This is a genomic window from Phenylobacterium sp. (genome assembly GCF_036501465.1).
Lineage (GTDB): Bacteria > Pseudomonadota > Alphaproteobacteria > Caulobacterales > Caulobacteraceae > Phenylobacterium.
Genome location: NZ_DASYAF010000168.1, coordinates 1 through 16,363, shown reverse-complemented (window position 1 = coordinate 16,363; position 16,363 = coordinate 1). Strand labels below are relative to the sequence as shown.

The window sequence follows — 16,363 nt, the reverse complement described above, 5'->3', positions numbered from 1 at the left end:
AGCTTCCATCTGCCCGCCGATGCCCCACGACGCTACTTAATTCGCGGTAATTCATAAGGGCTTAGGCGTAGATGCCTGCAATCTAGCGTCGCCGTTTTACAGGCCTGTGTCTTCGCTGAGACGCCCGGCGCGCGCACCGCAGCTCTCGCAGATCAGCGCGACGCCCTTGCGGACCACGGCCACGTCGCCGCAGGTCGCGCACATGTCGGCGGCTTCGTTGGCGGCCGGCCCGCTAGTGCGGCTGGCGCTGGGCAGGAAGACCAGGTTGTCGGGCGCCGCGCCGCGTGAAAAGCCGCGGGAGATGAAGCGCGACGCCGGCTGCGGCCCGATCTCTTCGACGACGGCGTCCACGGCCTCCGCCTTGCCCTCGCCCATGCCGTCGGCGTTGAGCGCGTCGGGGTCGCTGGTCTCCAGGTCCTTTCGGCCGAGGTAGGAGATGCCGAGCTCGCGGAAGATGTAGTCGAGGATCGAGGTCGCCGAGCGGACGCTGTCGTTGCCGGTCACTGGCCCCGCCGGCTCGAAGCGGGTGAAGACGAAGGCGTCGACGAACTCCTCGAGCGGCACGCCGTACTGCAGGCCGATGGAAATCGCGATGGCGAAGTTGTTCATCAGCGAGCGGAAGGCGGCGCCTTCCTTGTGCATGTCGATGAACAGCTCGCCGAGCTCGCCGTCGTCGTATTCGCCGGTGTGCAGATAGACCTTGTGGCCGCCGACCCGGGCCTTCTGGATATAGCCCTTGCGCCGGTCCGGCAGCTTGCGCCGGGTGCGCTCGCGCTCGATGACGCGTTCGACGATCCGCTCCCCGAGGGGTTCTGGCGACTCGGGCGCAGCGCGGGCCGGGCGAGGCTCGGTGGGACTGGGCAGCTCCAGCGCGGCCTCGGCGGGCGCGGCGGCGCGGCGCAGGCGGATCGAGCCGGTGGCTTCGTTCAGGGCGGCCAGCGCGTCGGCCGGCGTGGCGTTCCAGGGCAGCTCGACCTCGGCCACCGGCGGGGCCGTGAGCGCCAGGTCCAGCGCCTGGGCCATGGCCCGGCGCGGCGCCTCGCCCAGCGCGTGGGCGCTGCGGAAGATGTCGTGGGCGACCGGGGTCAGGAACTCGGCCTCGGCCAGGCTGTCGCCGCCCAGGGCGTAGGCCTCCGCCGCGGCCACATCGGCCAGCGAGAAACCCAAGCTCGCGAGCAAGTCGAAGCGCGGGTCGCCGAGTTGCTCGGCGCTGACGCCCATGACGTCGAGCAGGAAGCCCTCGCCGACCACGGCGGGCGCGAAGGCGTCGGGCAGGCGCTGCACCAGGGGCAGGGCGGCCTCGACGGCGGCGATCTCGTGGTCGGTGAAGCCGCGCGTCAGCAGGGCCGCGTGGTTCACGCCGGGTGCGGCCGCAAGGTCGGCCCGGCCCAGCAGCAGGGCGTGGGCCTCGGCCGCCTCGACGCCGGCCAGCGCGAGGCCGCGGATGGCGGATTCGCTCAGCACCCGCACCGTCTCGCCGTCGGCGGTTTCGGCGAAGGTCAGCGGGCCGCCCCAGGGCTCGCCCGAGCACCGGCCGCCGCCCAGGCGCAGCTCCAGCTCCGGATCGCGGAACAGGCCAAGCCGGGGCGAAAGGTCACCGGCGCCGGCCATCGCCTGTCCCGCTGCGAGGTAGAGCTCTCGCGCGGTCTCGCGGGCCGCGTCGCTGTCGTAGTCGAGGCCGTGCGCCACCAGCCAGTCGCCCAGCCCGGCCAGGCCCACCAGGCCAGGGCCGTCGCCGGCGGCCGCCAGGGCGGCGGCCAGCACCGCCGCGGCGGCCTCGAAGCCGTCGATGTCGAAGCCCCGGTCCGACCAGAAGCCCATCAGGTCCAGGCCGCCGCGAAGCGCCGAGCCGGTGTCGGCGACGCGTTCAGCCACGCCCAGGCTGGGGCTCATCACCACCGCGCCGGTGGCCCAGGCGGCCGCGGCGATCGCCTCGTCGGGCGGCCCGACCACCACGAGCTGGACGCCGCCGGGCGCGGGCGGCGCCTCGGCCTCCCAGGCGCTTTCGCCGGCACGGGCCAGCGCGATGGCGTCCAGGATCAGGGCGTCGGACGCGCCTGCGGTCCGGGCGGCCTCGGCGGCGCGAGCGAGGCTCGGATTGGCGGCGGGATCGGCGCAGGCGTCGGCGTCGCCCTCGCAGCGCAGGATCGCGTCCATCACCGCCTGCAGGCGACGGCCGAGCTCGGCCGTCGCGGCCGCCGCAGCCGCGCGCCCGCGCCAGGCGGCGACCATCCGGCCGATCTGGGGTGAGCCGGCCTCGACGACCGCAACCGCCGCCCCCGGCCGAGGGCCGATGGCGATCACGCCGGACAGCAGGGCCTCGGTCAGGTCGTCGCGGAAGCGCGTGCGGGCCCGGACGTCCTTCACCAACCCCTTGGCCTGGGCCCTGGCGGTGAGATCCTCCACATAGTCGGCGATGGCGGCGGGCAGGTCGGCGACGGCGCCCTTCACCTTGAGGTCCGGCCAGTCGAGCCAGCCTTCCAGCCGTGCGGTCGTCCAGTGGGCCGGGGCCATGACCTCGACGAGGCGACCGCCGCGCTCGATGGCGCGGGCCTCGATTCCCGTCCGCGACGCCTGGCGCCCCATGAGCCGACTCCCTTCGGCGAGCCTAGGGCGCGTGGCGCGGGGCGATCAATAGATGTTGCGGTCGTGGGCGTGTTCATCCCCAACATCTTGGTGTGTGCTCGGCGCGGGCGCGGCGCTGGACGCTCCCCGGGGCGCCGCCTATAAGTCAGGCTCCACTGACGAATTCGAAGTGATCGCCCCGTGCTGAATTTCCTGAAGTCGATCTTCACCTGGTGGAACGGCGCCACGATCGGCGTGCGCTTCCACATCGGCCGGCGCGGTGTCTTCGTCGGGCAGGACGCCCACGGCAACCGCTACTTCGAGGCGCGGGACAATTCCGACAGCTACGACGGGCGCAAGCGTCGCTGGGTGATCTACCAGGGCTACGCCGACGCCTCGAAGGTGACGGCCGAATGGCACGGCTGGCTGCACTATACCTTCGACGAGCCGCCGACCGCGGAGACCCTCCCGGCCAAGGCCTGGGAGAAGGATCACCTGCCGAACCTCACCGGAACCATCCACGCCTATCGGCCGGCCGGCGCCCTGTCGCGTGGCGGCGAGCGGCAGAAGGCCACGGCCGACTACGAGGCCTGGTCCCCGAAATAGGCCGGCTGCCATGTCGCCTCGGCCATTGCTTCGTCGCTCACCTGGCAGGCTTCCACTGCGGGCCGCGGCGCTCGCCCTGACGGCTGGGCTGGCCGGCGGCCTGGCGGCGGCCCAGCCCCAGTCCCAATCCCAACCCCCAGCCGCGCTGCCCCAGGTGGTTGCGCCGAAGGCCGCCGAAGCGCCGCCGCCGGGGCCCGCGCCCGCGCCGGTCCCGGCCATCGCGCCGGACTCGGCGAAGGAGACGCCGGTCCAGGCCGCGCCGCCGCCGCCCAAGCCGCCGGCGCCGCCGGCGCGGCGGACCCGCTACGACGTCGCCGTGCTGGAAGCCTTGGACAAGGTGACCGCCGAGAGCCTGCGCTTCGAGGCGCCGGTTGGCCGCCCGATCCGCTACCGGACCCTGGTCTTCACGGTGAAGGCCTGCGAGCGCACGGCGCCGGACGAGCCGGTCGACGATTCCGTGGCCTATCTGACGATCGACAGCCAGCCGCGCGCCCTGCCGGGAAAGCCGGCGCTGTCGCCGCGCCAGGTGTTCAAGGGCTGGATGTATGCCTCCTCGCCGGGCCTGCACCCGCTCGAGCACCCCGTCTATGACGCCTGGCTGATCACCTGCAGGGCGACGGTCCCGGTGAACCCGCCGCCGACCCCGCCCGCGGCGGCGCCGGCAGCCGCCCCTGCGGTTGCGAAGCCCGAGCCGGCCGCCAAACCGGCGCCCACGCCGCCGCCGCCAGCCCCGAAGCCGCTGCCCGAGGTGGTCGCGACCCCGACCCCGGCTTCGCCGCCCACCCCCTGAAAGCTCGCGTCGCGCTCGAGCGCGGCGGCCAGGCGGCGATGGTATTCGTCCCGCGCGATCTCCTCGGCTCCGAACTGGGTCAGATGATCGGTGAGGAACTGGGCGTCGAGCAGGCGGTATCCGCCGGCGATCAGCCTGGCGACCAGGTGAACCAGCGCGACCTTCGAGGCGTCGGTGCGCCGGGAGAACATGCTCTCGCCGAAGAACGCCGCCTTGAGCGTCACCCCATAGAGCCCGCCCACCAGCTCGCCGTCGGCCCAGCATTCCACGCTGTGGGCATGGCCGATGTCGTGCAGGTGAACATAGAGGGCTTCGATCGGGTGGTTGATCCAGGTCTCCAGCCGGCCCGGCTTGGCCGCGGCGCAGGCCTGGACGACGTCGCGGAAGGCGGTGTCCACCCGCACCTCGAACGGATCGGCGCGAACGGTGCGCGCCAGGCGGTGGGAGACGTGGAAACCGCCCAGCGGGATCACGCCGCGCCGCTCCGGGTCGATCAGGAAGACCCGGTCGTCGTCGCGCGCATCGGCCATCGGGAAGACGCCGCGCGCATAGCAGGCCAGGAGGTCGCGGGCGTCGAACGCAGCCATGGCCGCCAGACTAGCCTCACCCTCCGTTCGGTACGACCGGCAGGATGATCCGCGAGGCCATATCCGGCGTGGAATAGACGGTCTGGGTGGCCGCCTGGAAGTCCTTCGCCTTGGCGGCGTAGATGCTGGGGACGAAGGTCTGCGGGTTGCGGTCGATCAGCGGGAACCAGGTAGACTGGACCTGCGCCATGATCCGGTGGCCGGCCTTGAACACGTGGTCGCGGTCGCGCAACGGCACGTCCCAGCGCACCGGCTTGTTCGGCGTCAGCGCCTTGGGATGCTCGTAGCTTTCCAGGTAGCGGCCACGGCGCACCTCCATGGCGATCGGAAGCTCGTAGCCGTTGGCGCTCCTGGCGAATTGGCCCGGCGCCGGGCCGAAGTCGGCGATCCAGTCGGGCTTGGCCGCGTTGTCGGGGGCTACGTCGATCAGCTTGACGATGAAGTCGCTGTCCGTGCCGGAGGTGGCGGCGAACAGCTCGGCGGCGACCGGCCCGGCGACCTCGACATCGTGGTCCAGGGGCGCGCTGACATAGGTGAGCACGTCGGGCCGGTGGTCGACGAAGCGCTGGTCGGCGCTCTCCCACAGACGCCAGTCACCGCCGGGATAGGTGGGCGAGATCGGCCGCTGGCGATAGGGGACCGGATTGGCGGGGTCCGAAACATAGGTGCGGCGCCCGCCCGTCTCGGCCGCGCCCGGCGCCTCGAAGCTCAGGGTCCCGTCGGCGTGGAAATAGAGGCTGGTGGACTGGGCCCCGGCCGGCGGCCAGGCGTCATAGCTCTTCCAGACGTTGGAGCCGGTCTGGAACATGCGCGCCGCGTAGGCCGGCTTGGCGCCCTTGTCGTGCAGCCAGTAGGCGAAGAAGGGCGCCTCGATGTCGCGCCGGAAGGCGAGGCTGGTGTCCTGGCCGAGCGGGGCCGCGCCGAGGGTCGAGACCGCGCCATGCCAGCCGCCATGATACCAGGGGCCGGCCACCATCAGGTCCGTGTGGTCCGGATCGCTCTCGGCGGCATGGCGGAAGATCTGCCAGGGACCCCAGGGGTCCTCCTGGTCCCAGAAGCCCGCGACGTTGAGGTTGGGCACGCTTGAGCGATGCAGGGTCTGGGCCCAGGCCTGGCTCTTCCAGAAGGCGTCGTAGTCGGGATGCTCAGTGGCCTCGTTCCAGTAGCGGATCGCGCCATGCAGGTGCTGGTCGTTGAGGTTCGAGAGGGGCCCAGCGGCCAGATACCACTCATAGGTGTCCCACTTGTCGAAGGCGAAGTGGGTGTTGGCGTTCTTGTCGGCCTCTTCATAGACCGCGTACTCGAAATCGTAGCTGAGCCGCAGCGCGCCATAGCGGTGGTCGTCGTCGTTCATCCACTGGTCGACCGGCGAGGCCTGCTCGCTCACCGCCTTCAGCGCCGGGTGCGGGCCCAGCAGGGTCGCGCCGGCCGTATAGCCGTCGTAGGAGATGCCGTAGATGCCGACCCGGCCGTTGTTGTTCGCCACGTTCTTCACCAGCCAATCGACGGTGTCGTAGGCGTCGCGGGTCTCGATGGTGCCCTGGCCCGGCGTGACGGTGGAATCGTCCGACAGGCTGAAGGTCCCCTCGGACTTGAACCGGCCGCGCAGGTTCTGGATCACGAAGATGTAGCCGTCGGCGTAGAGTTCCTTCAGCGGGTCCGGCACACCTTCATAGGCGTGGTCCGGGACGCCATAGGGCGTGCGGCGCAACAGGATCGGCAGCGGGCCCGTCGCGTTGGCGGGCGCCATGATCACCGTCTGCAGCCTGACCCCATCGCGCATGGGGATCATCACTTCCTGGTAGGTGAAGGGGGCAGGCCTGGGCGCCGCCTGGGGCGCGGGCTTCGGCTGGGCCGCCAGGGCTGGGCCGCCCGCCGCGAAGATGGCCGCCGCGAGGATGGCCCTCGCCGCAAACGCCGCCCAGACTGTCCGCACGCGCGCGCTCCCCGACTTGTCTCCGCCAGGAGCTAGAGCATGACGTGTGCGGAAGGCCAAGCCTTGCGCGACGAGCGGCCGGTCAGGCCCCCCGGCCAGGAACAGGCCTCAGGAACCGGTCCTAGGAACCGGCTTGGGCCTTCATCCAGTTTTCCAGCCAGTGGATATTGTAGTCGCCGGCGTTGATGTCGGGGTTGGCCAGCAACTCCTGGAACAGCGGGATGTTGGTGTCGATGCCGGCCACCACCACCTCGTTCAAGCAGCGGTTCATCCGCGCGATGCATTCGGCGCGGTCGCGGCCGTGAACGATCAGCTTGCCGATCAGGGAGTCGTAATAGGGTGGGATGGTGTAGCCGGCGTACAGCGCGCTATCGAGCCGCACGCCCAGGCCGCCGGGCGCGTGGAAGTCGGTGACCAGGCCCGGCGAGGGCGCGAAGGTCTTCGGATTCTCGGCGTTGATCCGGCATTCGATGGCGTGGCCCTCGAACACCACCTCCTTCTGGCTGAAGCTGAGCGGCAGGCCCGCGGCGATGCGGATCTGCTCGCGCACCAGGTCGATGCCGGTGATCGCCTCGGTGACCGGGTGCTCCACCTGCAGGCGGGTGTTCATCTCGATGAAGAAGAACTCGCCGTTCTCGTAGAGGAACTCGATGGTGCCGACGCCGAGGTAGCCGATGGCCTTGACGGCGTCGACCACCACCTTGCCGATCCTTTCGCGCGCGGCGGCGTCGATGGCCGGCGAGGGGGCTTCCTCCAGCACCTTCTGGTGGCGGCGCTGCAGCGAGCAGTCGCGTTCGCCCAGGTGGCAGACGTTGCCGAAGCTGTCGGCGATCACCTGCAGCTCGATGTGCCGGGGCGTCTGCAGGTAGCGTTCCATATAGACCGCGTCGTCGCCGAAGGCGGCCTTGGCCTCGGAGCGGGCGGTGGAGACGGCTTCGTAGAGATCGTCCTCGGTCTGGGCGACCTTCATGCCACGCCCGCCGCCGCCGGCCGCGGCCTTGATCAGCACCGGGAAGCCGATGGCCTTGGCCGCCGCGAAGGCTTCCTCCTCGGTGGTGATCGCGCCGTCGGAGCCGGGCACCACCGGAATGCCGGCGGCCTTCACCGCCTGCTTGGCGGTGATCTTGTCGCCCATCATCGCGATATGCTCGGGCTTCGGCCCGATGAAGGTGAAGCCGTGGGCGCCGACGATCTCGGCGAAGCGGGCGTTCTCCGACAGGAAGCCGTAGCCCGGATGGATCGCCTGGGCGCCGGTGATCTCGGCGGCGGCGATGATCGAGGGGATGTTGAGATAGCTCTTGGCCGCCGCCGGCGGTCCGATGCACACGCTTTCGTCGGCCAATCTGACCCACATGGCGCCCGAGTCGGCCTCGGAATGCACGGCCACGGTGGCGATGCCCATCTCCTTGCACGCCCGGTGGACCCGGAGCGCGATCTCGCCGCGATTGGCGATGAGGATCTTGTCGAACATCGTTCTAGCCGATGACCGCGAGCGGCTCGCCGAACTCCACGGGCTGACCGTCCTCGACCAGGATCGCCAGGATCTTGCCGGCCTTGGGCGCGGGGATCGGGTTCATGGTCTTCATCGCCTCGATGATGAACAGGGTCTGGCCGGCGGTGACGCTGTCGCCGACCTCGATGAAGGGATCGGCGCCCGGCTCGGGCTGCATGTAGATGCTGCCCACCATCGGCGACTTCACTTCCTCGCCAGCCGGGCGGCCCGCGCCGGCGTCGGAGGCGGGTGCGGCCGCCGGGGCCGAAGCGGCGTGCGTCGCGGGCGCTGTAGCCGGCGCAGGGGCCGGGGCATAGGTCACCGGGGCGGCCGCCACGGCGTTCAGCGTCCTGGCGACGCGGATCTTCAGGCCCGAGTGCTCGACCTCGATCTCCGTCAGGCCCGTCTCCGTCAGGATGTCGGCCAGTCGGCGCACCAGGCGCGCGTCGATCGGGTCGGCGGCGGGGGCCTTGGGGGGGCTAGCCATGCAAATTCACTCGCTTCTTCTTCTGCGTCAGGCGGAGCGGGTCAGGCCCGCGGCGGCCTCGACGGCCAGTTCATAGCTCGCGGCGCCAAAGCCGCAGACCGTGCCGGTCGCGGCCAGGGCCACATAGGTCTTGCGGCGAAACGGTTCGCGCGCCGCCGGGTTCGACAAGTGGCACTCGATCACCGGCACGCCCACGGCCTTCAGGGCGTCCAGGATGGCGATGGAGGTGTGGCCATAGCCCGCCGGATTGATCACCAGGGCTGAGGCCTCTGTGCGGGCCTCCTGGATCCAGTCGATCAGCTGGCCCTCGTGGTTCGACTGCCGGAATACGACGCTGCGCCCTAAAGACTTCGCGCGCGCCTCGCAGAGGCGCTTCACGTCGTCCAGGGTCTGATGTCCGTAAATCTCCGGCTCGCGGGTCCCCAGCAGGTTGAGGTTGGGGCCGCTCAGCACATAGATCGGTTTGGGCATTACGCTCCGCCGTAGATTCCGGCGTCTTGTACCGGCAGGGCTGCGGCGTCACAAGCTTGCCGGGTTCTGGAGGCAATTCGGCGCATGACCCTGACCCTGAACGGCGAGACGCGGAGCTTCACCGGCGTGGACCACCTGGCGGCCCTGGTGACGGCCCTGGGTCTGGACGGGCGCAAGGTGGCGATCGAGCGTAATCTGGAGATCGTGCCGCGGTCGGCCTATCTGAAGACGGCGCTCTGCGACGGCGACCGGATCGAGATCGTGCACTTCATTGGAGGCGGCTGACATGGACGGCGCGCAGACCCCGCAAGCCGCGGACACCTGGACGGTCGCCGGCCGCACCTTCCGCTCGCGCCTGATCGTCGGCACCGGCAAGTACAAGGACTACGCCCAGAACGCCGCCGCCGCCGAGGCCGCGGGCGCCGAGATCGTGACGGTGGCGCTCCGCCGCGTGAACCTGTCCGACCCCAGCCAGCCGATGCTGGTGGACCATGTGAAGCCCGACCGCTTCACCTTCCTGCCCAACACGGCCGGCTGTTTCACCGGCGAGGACGCCGTGCGCACCCTGCGCCTGGCGCGCGAGGCCGGCGGCTGGGACCTGGTGAAGCTGGAGGTGCTCAGCAACACCAAGCACCTGCTGCCCGACATGGAAGAGACCCTGCGGGCGCTGAAGCTGCTGATCGCCGACGGCTTCCAGGTGATGGTCTACTGCTCCGACGACCCGGTCTACGCCAAGAAGCTGGAGGAGGCCGGCGCGGCGGCGATCATGCCGGCGGCGGCGCCGATCGGCTCCGGGCGCGGCATCCAGAACTTCCTGAACCTCGGCCTGATCATCGAGCAGGCCACGGTGCCGGTGCTGGTGGACGCCGGCGTCGGCACGGCGTCCGACGCGGTGCTGGCCATGGAGGCAGGCTGCGACGCGGTGCTGATGAACACCGCCATCGCCGAAGCCCAGGACCCGATCCGCATGGCGGCGGCCATGAAGCACGCGGTGATCGCCGGGCGCGAAGCCCATCTCGCTGGGCGCATGGCCCGACGGACCTACGGCGATCCATCGTCACCGCGCGGCGGTTTGATCTAGGAAACCAGCGCCCTAGCTCTGCTTCTTGTACTTGGAATGACACGCCGTGCAGGTGTCGCCGAGGTCGTTGGCGGCCTTGGAGAAGGCGGCGCCGTCCTTCTTCTGGGCGGCTTTCTCGGCGTCGGCGGCGAGGCGGGCGAAATCGCCGGCGGACTTGGTCCAGACGTCACCGGGCTGCTTCTGCGGGCCGACGAGATCGGCCGCGGAGGCCTTCAGCTTGGTGGAGGCGGCCAGCGCCTCGGCCCAGCGGCTGGCCGGGACCTTGGCGGCGTCCGGGCCGTTGGCCGGGTCGACGTCGCCACCGACCGCGAAGATGGTGTTGGTGGCCGGATCGACGACGGTCTTCATCTCGTCCTTCACGCTCATGCCGGCGGCGAGCGCGGTTCCGGCGAGGGCGAGGCTGAGCAGGGCGGCGAGGGGCGTTCGGCGCATCGGGCGGCCTTTCGTTGCGGTCGCCGCAGTCTAGGCGGATTCAGCCGCCGCGAGCGAGCGCCACGCGCTCGATGTCGGCCTGGGGCGAAAGGCCGAGCCCGGTCAGCATCTCCTCGCGGTCCGGTCCGCCGCGCGGGCGATAGGCCTCGGCGTTGCGGTCCTTGCCCCGCGCCCAGTAGCCCAGCACCTTCGCCAGGTTCCTCGGCCGCTTCAGCCAGGCCTGCGGGTCCTCGAGCATGTGGAAGCCGCGCAAGGCGGCGCGGAACAGCTCGACATCCGAGCGCACGGCGACGGCCACGCCGTCTTCCAGGAAGGCCTTGGTGAGGCGGCCCTTGAGGCTGGGCTGGTGGCCCGGCGTCAGCGCGTGGCGCGCGCGGCGGATAGCGCTGCGGTCCTGATCGCGCATGCCGTCGTAGTAGGGGCGAAGCTCGGCGGCGAGGCGGCGCTGATAGGCCTCCAGCCGCGCGGCCGGGTTCTCGAACATCTGCACGGCGTCGCGCAGCAGGTGGGCGCTGACGGCGGCGAAGGAGCAGCCGCGGCCATAGAGCGGGTTGGAGCGCACCACGCTGTCGCCGACCGCGAAGAAGCCCAGCACCGCGGCGCGACCCTCCGGCGCGAAGTCGCGCCAGCGGCTGGAGAGGTCGCCCATGCCGAACACCCGGCTGATCGGCGTGGCCACCTTGGAATCGACCCAGGGTGCCAGGCCCGGCAGGCGCGCGCAGATCGCGTCGAACATCGCCGGATCGACCACCTTCTTGCGCAGTTCCTCCTCGATCTCCGGCACGCACAGGGTGATGGAGAAGCAGCCGTTGTCGGCCGGAAAGACGCCGAACTTCAGGTATTCCAGGTCGCCGGTGAGCGGGTTTCGGGTGCGCTCCGGCTCGGCCACGCCGGGGTTCAGCCGGTAGTGGCGCGTGAAATAGAGGATGCCGCAGGCTTCCGACTCCTCAGGGATCGCGACGCCGGCCTCGCGCAGCTGCTCCACGGCGCCGGAGGTTCGGCCGGCCGCGTCGACCACGATCTCGGCGCTCAGGATCTCGCTCGCGCCATCCGCCTCGACCACGACGCCGGTGACGGTCGCCGGCGCGCCCGGCGCGATCGTCACGGCCTTCACGAACACGCCGGAACGCACCGTGACGTTCGCCTGGCGCTCCACATAGCGGCGGATCACCAGCTCCAGGGTGGTGCGCCGGCTCGTCAGCACCGCCAGGTCCCGGTCGACCGAAGCAGGGACGTAGGCGCGCTTGTGGATGTCGGTGAGCCCGCCCTCGAAGCCCAGGTCGCGGCAACCGGCGGCCAGCAGTTCCGCAAGCAATTCAGGATGTTCATCGCGGATGATGAGGCGCAGGCGGGCCAGGAAGGCGTGGCTGTGGCGCAGGTGGCCTACGCCGCGGCGGGTCCAGGTGTCGAAGGCCTCGTCGGCCCCGCCTTCGGGCGGCGGCGGGTCGCGTTCCAGCAGCGTCACCTGCCGGCCGGTGGGCGCGAGCGCCAGCGCGGTCCATAGGCCCGCCATGCCGGCGCCGATCACGAGCACCCGTTCCGTCATGTCCCGCTCCGACGTTCCCGCCACCAGACTACGTCAAGTCTCCGCTGCCGTGGGGTCAAGCGCGGCCGGGCCCGGTCAGCTCTTGCTCTCGGCCGGTAGCGGGACGCCCTTGGCCTTGGCGATCGCCGCGCGCAGGGCGGCGATATCGGCGCCGGGGATCATGGTGTCGCCGACGATGAAGGCCGGCGTGCCGTCGATCTTCAGTTCCTCGGCCAGGGTGTGAGCGTCCTCGATCTGCCGCTCGATCATTGGATGCTCGGCGTCCTTGCGGGCGGTGGCGGGATCGATGCCGATCTCGGCGAGGTGGCGGTCGAGCGCGGCGTCATCCAGCGCCTTGTCGCTCATCAGCGCCTGGTAGAGCTGGACGCCCTTGGCCTTGGCCTCGCGGGTCAGCGCCACCTTGGCGGCGGTGTCGGAGACCTCGCCGAAGATTGGGAACTGCTTGAAGACGAAGCGGACGTCTGGATTTTCCTGGATCAGCTTCACCACCTCTGGCGCGGCCAGCTTGCAGTAGCCGCAGCGGTAGTCGAAGAACTCCACCACCGTGACCTTGCCGTTCGGATTGGCGACGAAGTCGCGCGGGTCGCGCTCCAGCTGGCCGCGGTATCTGGCGATGGCGTCGGTGGAGGCCTTGACCGCCGCCAGGCGCTCGTTCTCGGCCAGCTTGTCGGCGGCTTCGCGGACCACCTCCGGATGGGTCATCAGATAGGCGTGGACGCGGTTGCCGAAGGCGGCGTCGTCCATCCTCTGGCAGGCGGCGAGCGGGATGGCGACGGCGAGCGCGCCCAGGGTCATCAGGGCGGCGCGGATCGGGGTGTTGCGAATGGCGAAGGTCATGCCAGCCATCTAGGACGGATCGGCGGCTTTTGCGAGGCGCAGCCTGTCAGCCGCCGGCTCCGCCCTGCCGGCGCAGGTCGTCGACGGTGGGGTTGGAGACCAGCACGATGTCGGTGGCGCGGCGCCAGTCGGCGCTGTCCTTCGGCAGGCGGTCGCGGGCGCGGATCGCGAATTCCCGGGCCTGGCGCATATCGCCGATGTTGTATTCCATCTCGGCGGTCGCCAGGCGGGCCAGGCCTTCGTCGCCGTGCTTGTCGTAGGCCTCCGCCAGGATGCGCCAGGCCGTGGCGTTGTCGTTTTCCTGGGTCAGGGCCTTCTTCAGCTCGACGATTCCCTCCTCTGTCTTGGTGCGGTTGTCCAACGAGACCAGCGTCTGGCCGAGGTTGACGCGCAGCAGGGGCGCGTCCGGGCGCAGGGCCACGGATTTGCGCTGCGGCGCCTCGGCCTCTTCCTGGCGGCCGAACTCGAACAGGATCTGGCCCTTCAGCTCATAGAGGTAGGCGTTGTTGGGCTGCTCGGCGATCAGGGCGTCGACCCGCTTCAGCGCCTTGTCCGGCTCCTTGAGCTGGTAGTAGGCGATCGCCCGCGCATAGCGGGCCGGGTAGGAGGTGTCCTTCTCGTCGTACTTGGTGAGCGCCACCTGCGGCTCGATGAAGCCCTCCAGCTTGGCCTTCATGATCTCGTGCTCGGCCAGCGCCTCCGGCGGGTCCTTCTTGTAGTAGTGGGGCAGGGCGGTGACCCGGGTCTGGAGGGCTTCGATCCGGTCGGAGAACAGCGGGTGGTCGATGAAGTACTTGTAGCGCCGGGTCTGGGAGAGGACCTCCTGGTAGCGGTATTTGTCGAAGAATTCCGCCAGGCCCCGGCCTGAAAGCCCGGCCTTTTCCATGTAGGTGGCGCCCGCCTGGTCGGCGCGGGCCTCCTGCTCGCGGCCGTAGCCGGCGTAGCCCAGGGCGCCGAAGTAGGGCGCGCTGGAGATCAGGCCGGCCGCGGCGTCGCCTGATCCCGCGATGGCGGCCAGCACGCCCAGGCCCATGGTCAGGATCATCGGCACCATGCCCGCCCGCGCGCCGTCGCCGGAGCGGAAGGCGTGGCCGCCGGCCAGGTGGCCGATCTCGTGGGCCATGACGCCCTGCAGCTGGTTCGGGTTGTCCGCCTGCATGATCAGCGCCGTGGTGACCATCATCACCCCCGGCGCCGCTGCCGCGTTCGGATCCTTGGAGCCGATCAGGACGATCTGGATGCCCTTGGGATCGATGCCGGCGGCCGCGAAGATCGGCGACGACTGGCGGTGCAGGATCTCCTCGATCTCGGTGTCGCGGATCAGGTAGTCGCCGCTGGTGAACTGCGCTGCGGCCAACCCGGGACGCAGGACCAGGCTCAGGGCGATGGCCCCGGCCAGGACGGCACGGAAGATCGAACGGGCTGGAGAGGCCATGCTCAACTCTCGACAACGCCCCCCGTCAAAAATCCTACCGCGTCACCCGCGCCGCCACCAGCCTCTCCGCGGCGCGGCGGGCGGGGCGGCGATCTCCGCCGGGTCGGGCTCGCGCGGAGCCGTGGCGGCGGGCTTGGGCTCGGGCGCCGCGGCGACCGCCTCGGCCACGGGCTCGGCGACGGCCTCCGCCGGCGCGGCCGCCTTGGCCTTGGCGCGGCTCGCCCGCGGCTTCTTGCCGCTTGGCGCGGCTTCCGCCACGACGGGCTCGGCCGCGGGTTCGGGCGTCGGTTCTGGCGCGGGTTCCGGCGCGGCGACAGCCTCCGCCGGCGCCTCGAAGGCCGCCGTCGGCGCATCGTCCTTGCCGCGACCACGGCCGCGGCCGCGGCGCGAGCGGCGGGGCTTGTCGTCCGCGGCGGGCAATTCGACCCAGATATCTTCCTCGCCGCCATCCCGATGGGCGACGGTGGGCGCGGCCGGGGCGGACTCGGCCGCGGCGCGCGGCGCGGGGGCCTCGGCGCGGGTGTCGTTTGCGGCCGGCGGCTTCATGTCCTCGGACGGGTCGTACCAGACGAACGGGTCGTCGCCGTAAGGCACCCAGGGCCGCACCCAGGCGAAGGCGTCGTGCGGGCGGCCATCCTCGCGCATCCGCCGGCCGCCGCGGCGACCGCGCCGGCGGCGACGTCCGCCGCCTTCGTCCTCGTGAGCGGCGCCTTCAGCGTTGGGCGCGGCGGCCTCACGGCCTTCGCCGCCGCCGCCTTCGCGGCGACCGCGCCGGCGCCGCCGACGGCGTCCGCCACGGCCATCGCCGTCCTCGCGGTCGTGGTGCTCGGCGCGGTCGCGCGCCTCGTCGTCATCCACGTCCTCGCGGTCGAGCTCGGCCTGATCGTCTTCGTCTTCCTCGTCCTCCTCGTCGAAGGCTTCGTCGTCGAAGTCGTCGTCGGCCGGCGGTTCGTAGGCCTGGACCGGTTGGGCGGCGATCGCCGCGTGCTCCGGCCGCTGCTCCATCGAGGTGCGCTCGATCAGGCAGTCGGCATGGGCCATTTCGTCGTCCGCCACCACGGTGACGAACAGGCCGAGCGTCTGCTGCAGCCTGGCCAGATGGGCGCGCTTTTCGTTCAGGATGTAGAGCGCCACGGCCCGCGGCGCCTTCAGCGTCGCCTCGCCGCCGCCCTTCAGGGCCTCCAGCTCCAGGGTCCGCAGGGCCGCGAGCGCGCTGGATTCCACCGAGCGCACCCGCCCGGTGCCGCCGCAATGCTCGCAGACGTGGGTCGTGCCCTCCAGCACGCCGGTGCGGCGGCGCTGGCGGCTGATCTCCATCAGGCCGAAGGCGCTGATCTTGCCCATCTGCACCCGGGCGCGGTCGTCCTTCAGGCAGTCCTTCAGCTTCTTTTCGACCGCCCTGTTGTTCTTCGACTCGTCCATGTCGATGAAGTCGATGACGATCAGGCCGGCCAGGTCGCGCAGGCGCAGCTGGCGCGCGGCTTCCTCGGCCGCCTCCATGTTGGTCTTCAGCGCGGTGGCTTCGATGTTGCGCTCGCGCGTGGACTTGCCGGAGTTCACGTCGACGGCGACCAGGGCCTCGGTCTGGTTGATCACCAGATAGCCGCCGGAACGCAGCGGCACGACCGGCGAATAGATCTGCGAAAGGTGGTCCTCGACCCGGTGGCGGACGAACAACGGCGTCGGCTCGGTATAGAGCTGCACCTTCTTCGCCTGGCTGGGCATCAGCATGCGCATGAAGTCGCGCGCTTCCTTGAAGCCGGCCGCGCCTTCGACGAACACGCCGTCGATGTCCTTGTCATAGAGGTCGCGGATCGCCCGCTTCACGAGGTCTTCTTCCTCGTAGATCAGGGCCGGCGCGATCGACTTCAGCGTCGCCTCGCGGATCGTCTCCCACAGCCTGAGCAGGTATTCGTAGTCGCGTTTGATCTCGGCCTTGGTGCGCGCGGCGCCGGCGGTGCGGATGATCAGGCCCATGCCCTGCGGCACGTCCAGACTCTGCACGATGCCCTTCAGGCGCTTGCGGTCGGCGGCGGTGGTGATCTTGCGGCTGATGCCGCCCCCTCTTGCCGTATTTGGCATGAGCACGCCGTAGCGG

At 70.7% G+C, this 16,363-nt stretch carries 14 protein-coding genes and 1 pseudogene; 4 read left to right on the top strand and 11 right to left on the bottom strand.

The window, feature by feature from the left end; translation table 11 throughout:
• Positions 1-96 precede the first annotated feature (96 nt).
• Positions 97-2,586, bottom strand: a complete 2,490-nt coding sequence (locus tag VGL85_RS19900) for a ribonucleotide reductase (protein ID WP_331590756.1) — start codon at positions 2,584-2,586, stop codon at positions 97-99.
• 192 nt (positions 2,587-2,778) lie between these two features.
• Between VGL85_RS19900 and VGL85_RS19895 the strand changes: the two genes are divergently transcribed.
• Positions 2,779-3,171 (top strand): NADH:ubiquinone oxidoreductase subunit NDUFA12, encoded by a 393-nt coding sequence (locus VGL85_RS19895; RefSeq protein WP_331590780.1) that lies wholly within the window; start codon positions 2,779-2,781, stop codon positions 3,169-3,171.
• Between the two features lie 10 nt (positions 3,172-3,181).
• Positions 3,182-3,961 (top strand): DUF2155 domain-containing protein, encoded by a 780-nt coding sequence (locus VGL85_RS19890; RefSeq protein ID WP_331590755.1) that lies wholly within the window; start codon positions 3,182-3,184, stop codon positions 3,959-3,961.
• On the opposite strand, the pseudogene aat reads toward VGL85_RS19890, so the two are convergent.
• The 5 genes and pseudogenes from aat to aroQ all read right to left on the bottom strand — a co-directional run.
• Positions 3,940-4,548 (bottom strand): annotated as a pseudogene (gene aat, locus VGL85_RS19885) (leucyl/phenylalanyl-tRNA--protein transferase); the annotation flags it as partial. The gene VGL85_RS19890 and the pseudogene aat overlap by 22 nt on opposite strands.
• 16 nt (positions 4,549-4,564) lie before the next feature.
• Complete coding sequence (locus tag VGL85_RS19880; protein WP_331590754.1) at positions 4,565-6,484, bottom strand: CocE/NonD family hydrolase; 1,920 nt, start codon at positions 6,482-6,484, stop codon at positions 4,565-4,567.
• Positions 6,485-6,605: 121 nt separating this feature from the next.
• Positions 6,606-7,955, bottom strand: coding sequence for an acetyl-CoA carboxylase biotin carboxylase subunit (accC, locus tag VGL85_RS19875; RefSeq protein ID WP_331590753.1), 1,350 nt, complete (start codon positions 7,953-7,955; stop codon positions 6,606-6,608).
• Between the two features lie 4 nt (positions 7,956-7,959).
• On the bottom strand, positions 7,960-8,463 hold the full coding sequence (gene accB / locus VGL85_RS19870; RefSeq protein WP_331590752.1) for an acetyl-CoA carboxylase biotin carboxyl carrier protein: 504 nt from the start codon (positions 8,461-8,463) through the stop codon (positions 7,960-7,962).
• 27 nt (positions 8,464-8,490) lie between these two features.
• A complete protein-coding gene (aroQ, locus tag VGL85_RS19865) occupies positions 8,491-8,934 on the bottom strand; it encodes a type II 3-dehydroquinate dehydratase (protein WP_331590751.1) in 444 nt (147 codons plus the stop codon).
• A gap of 84 nt (positions 8,935-9,018) precedes the next feature.
• Here aroQ and thiS point away from each other — a divergent pair, with 84 nt between their 5' ends.
• Entirely contained in the window at positions 9,019-9,219 is a 201-nt protein-coding gene (gene thiS, locus VGL85_RS19860; RefSeq protein WP_331590750.1) for a sulfur carrier protein ThiS, read from the top strand.
• Between the two features lies 1 nt (position 9,220).
• A complete protein-coding gene (locus VGL85_RS19855; RefSeq protein WP_331590749.1) occupies positions 9,221-10,015 on the top strand; it encodes a thiazole synthase in 795 nt (264 codons plus the stop codon).
• Between the two features lie 12 nt (positions 10,016-10,027).
• Here the strand turns inward: VGL85_RS19855 and VGL85_RS19850 are convergent, their stop codons facing one another.
• The 5 genes from VGL85_RS19850 to VGL85_RS19830 form a co-directional block, all read right to left on the bottom strand.
• Complete coding sequence (locus VGL85_RS19850; protein WP_331590748.1) at positions 10,028-10,447, bottom strand: hypothetical protein; 420 nt, start codon at positions 10,445-10,447, stop codon at positions 10,028-10,030.
• Positions 10,448-10,487: 40 nt separating this feature from the next.
• The gene (locus VGL85_RS19845) at positions 10,488-11,993 is read right to left on the bottom strand and encodes an NAD(P)/FAD-dependent oxidoreductase (RefSeq protein WP_331590747.1); all 1,506 of its coding nucleotides are present in this window, start codon (positions 11,991-11,993) and stop codon (positions 10,488-10,490) included.
• A gap of 75 nt (positions 11,994-12,068) precedes the next feature.
• Entirely contained in the window at positions 12,069-12,830 is a 762-nt protein-coding gene (locus VGL85_RS19840; RefSeq protein WP_331590746.1) for a DsbA family protein, read from the bottom strand.
• Between the two features lie 46 nt (positions 12,831-12,876).
• The gene (locus tag VGL85_RS19835; RefSeq protein WP_331590745.1) at positions 12,877-14,265 is read right to left on the bottom strand and encodes a M48 family metalloprotease; all 1,389 of its coding nucleotides are present in this window, start codon (positions 14,263-14,265) and stop codon (positions 12,877-12,879) included.
• Positions 14,266-14,307: 42 nt separating this feature from the next.
• Positions 14,308-16,363, bottom strand: a 2,056-nt coding sequence (locus VGL85_RS19830) for an Rne/Rng family ribonuclease (RefSeq protein WP_331590744.1), incomplete at its 5' end; no start/stop codon positions are given.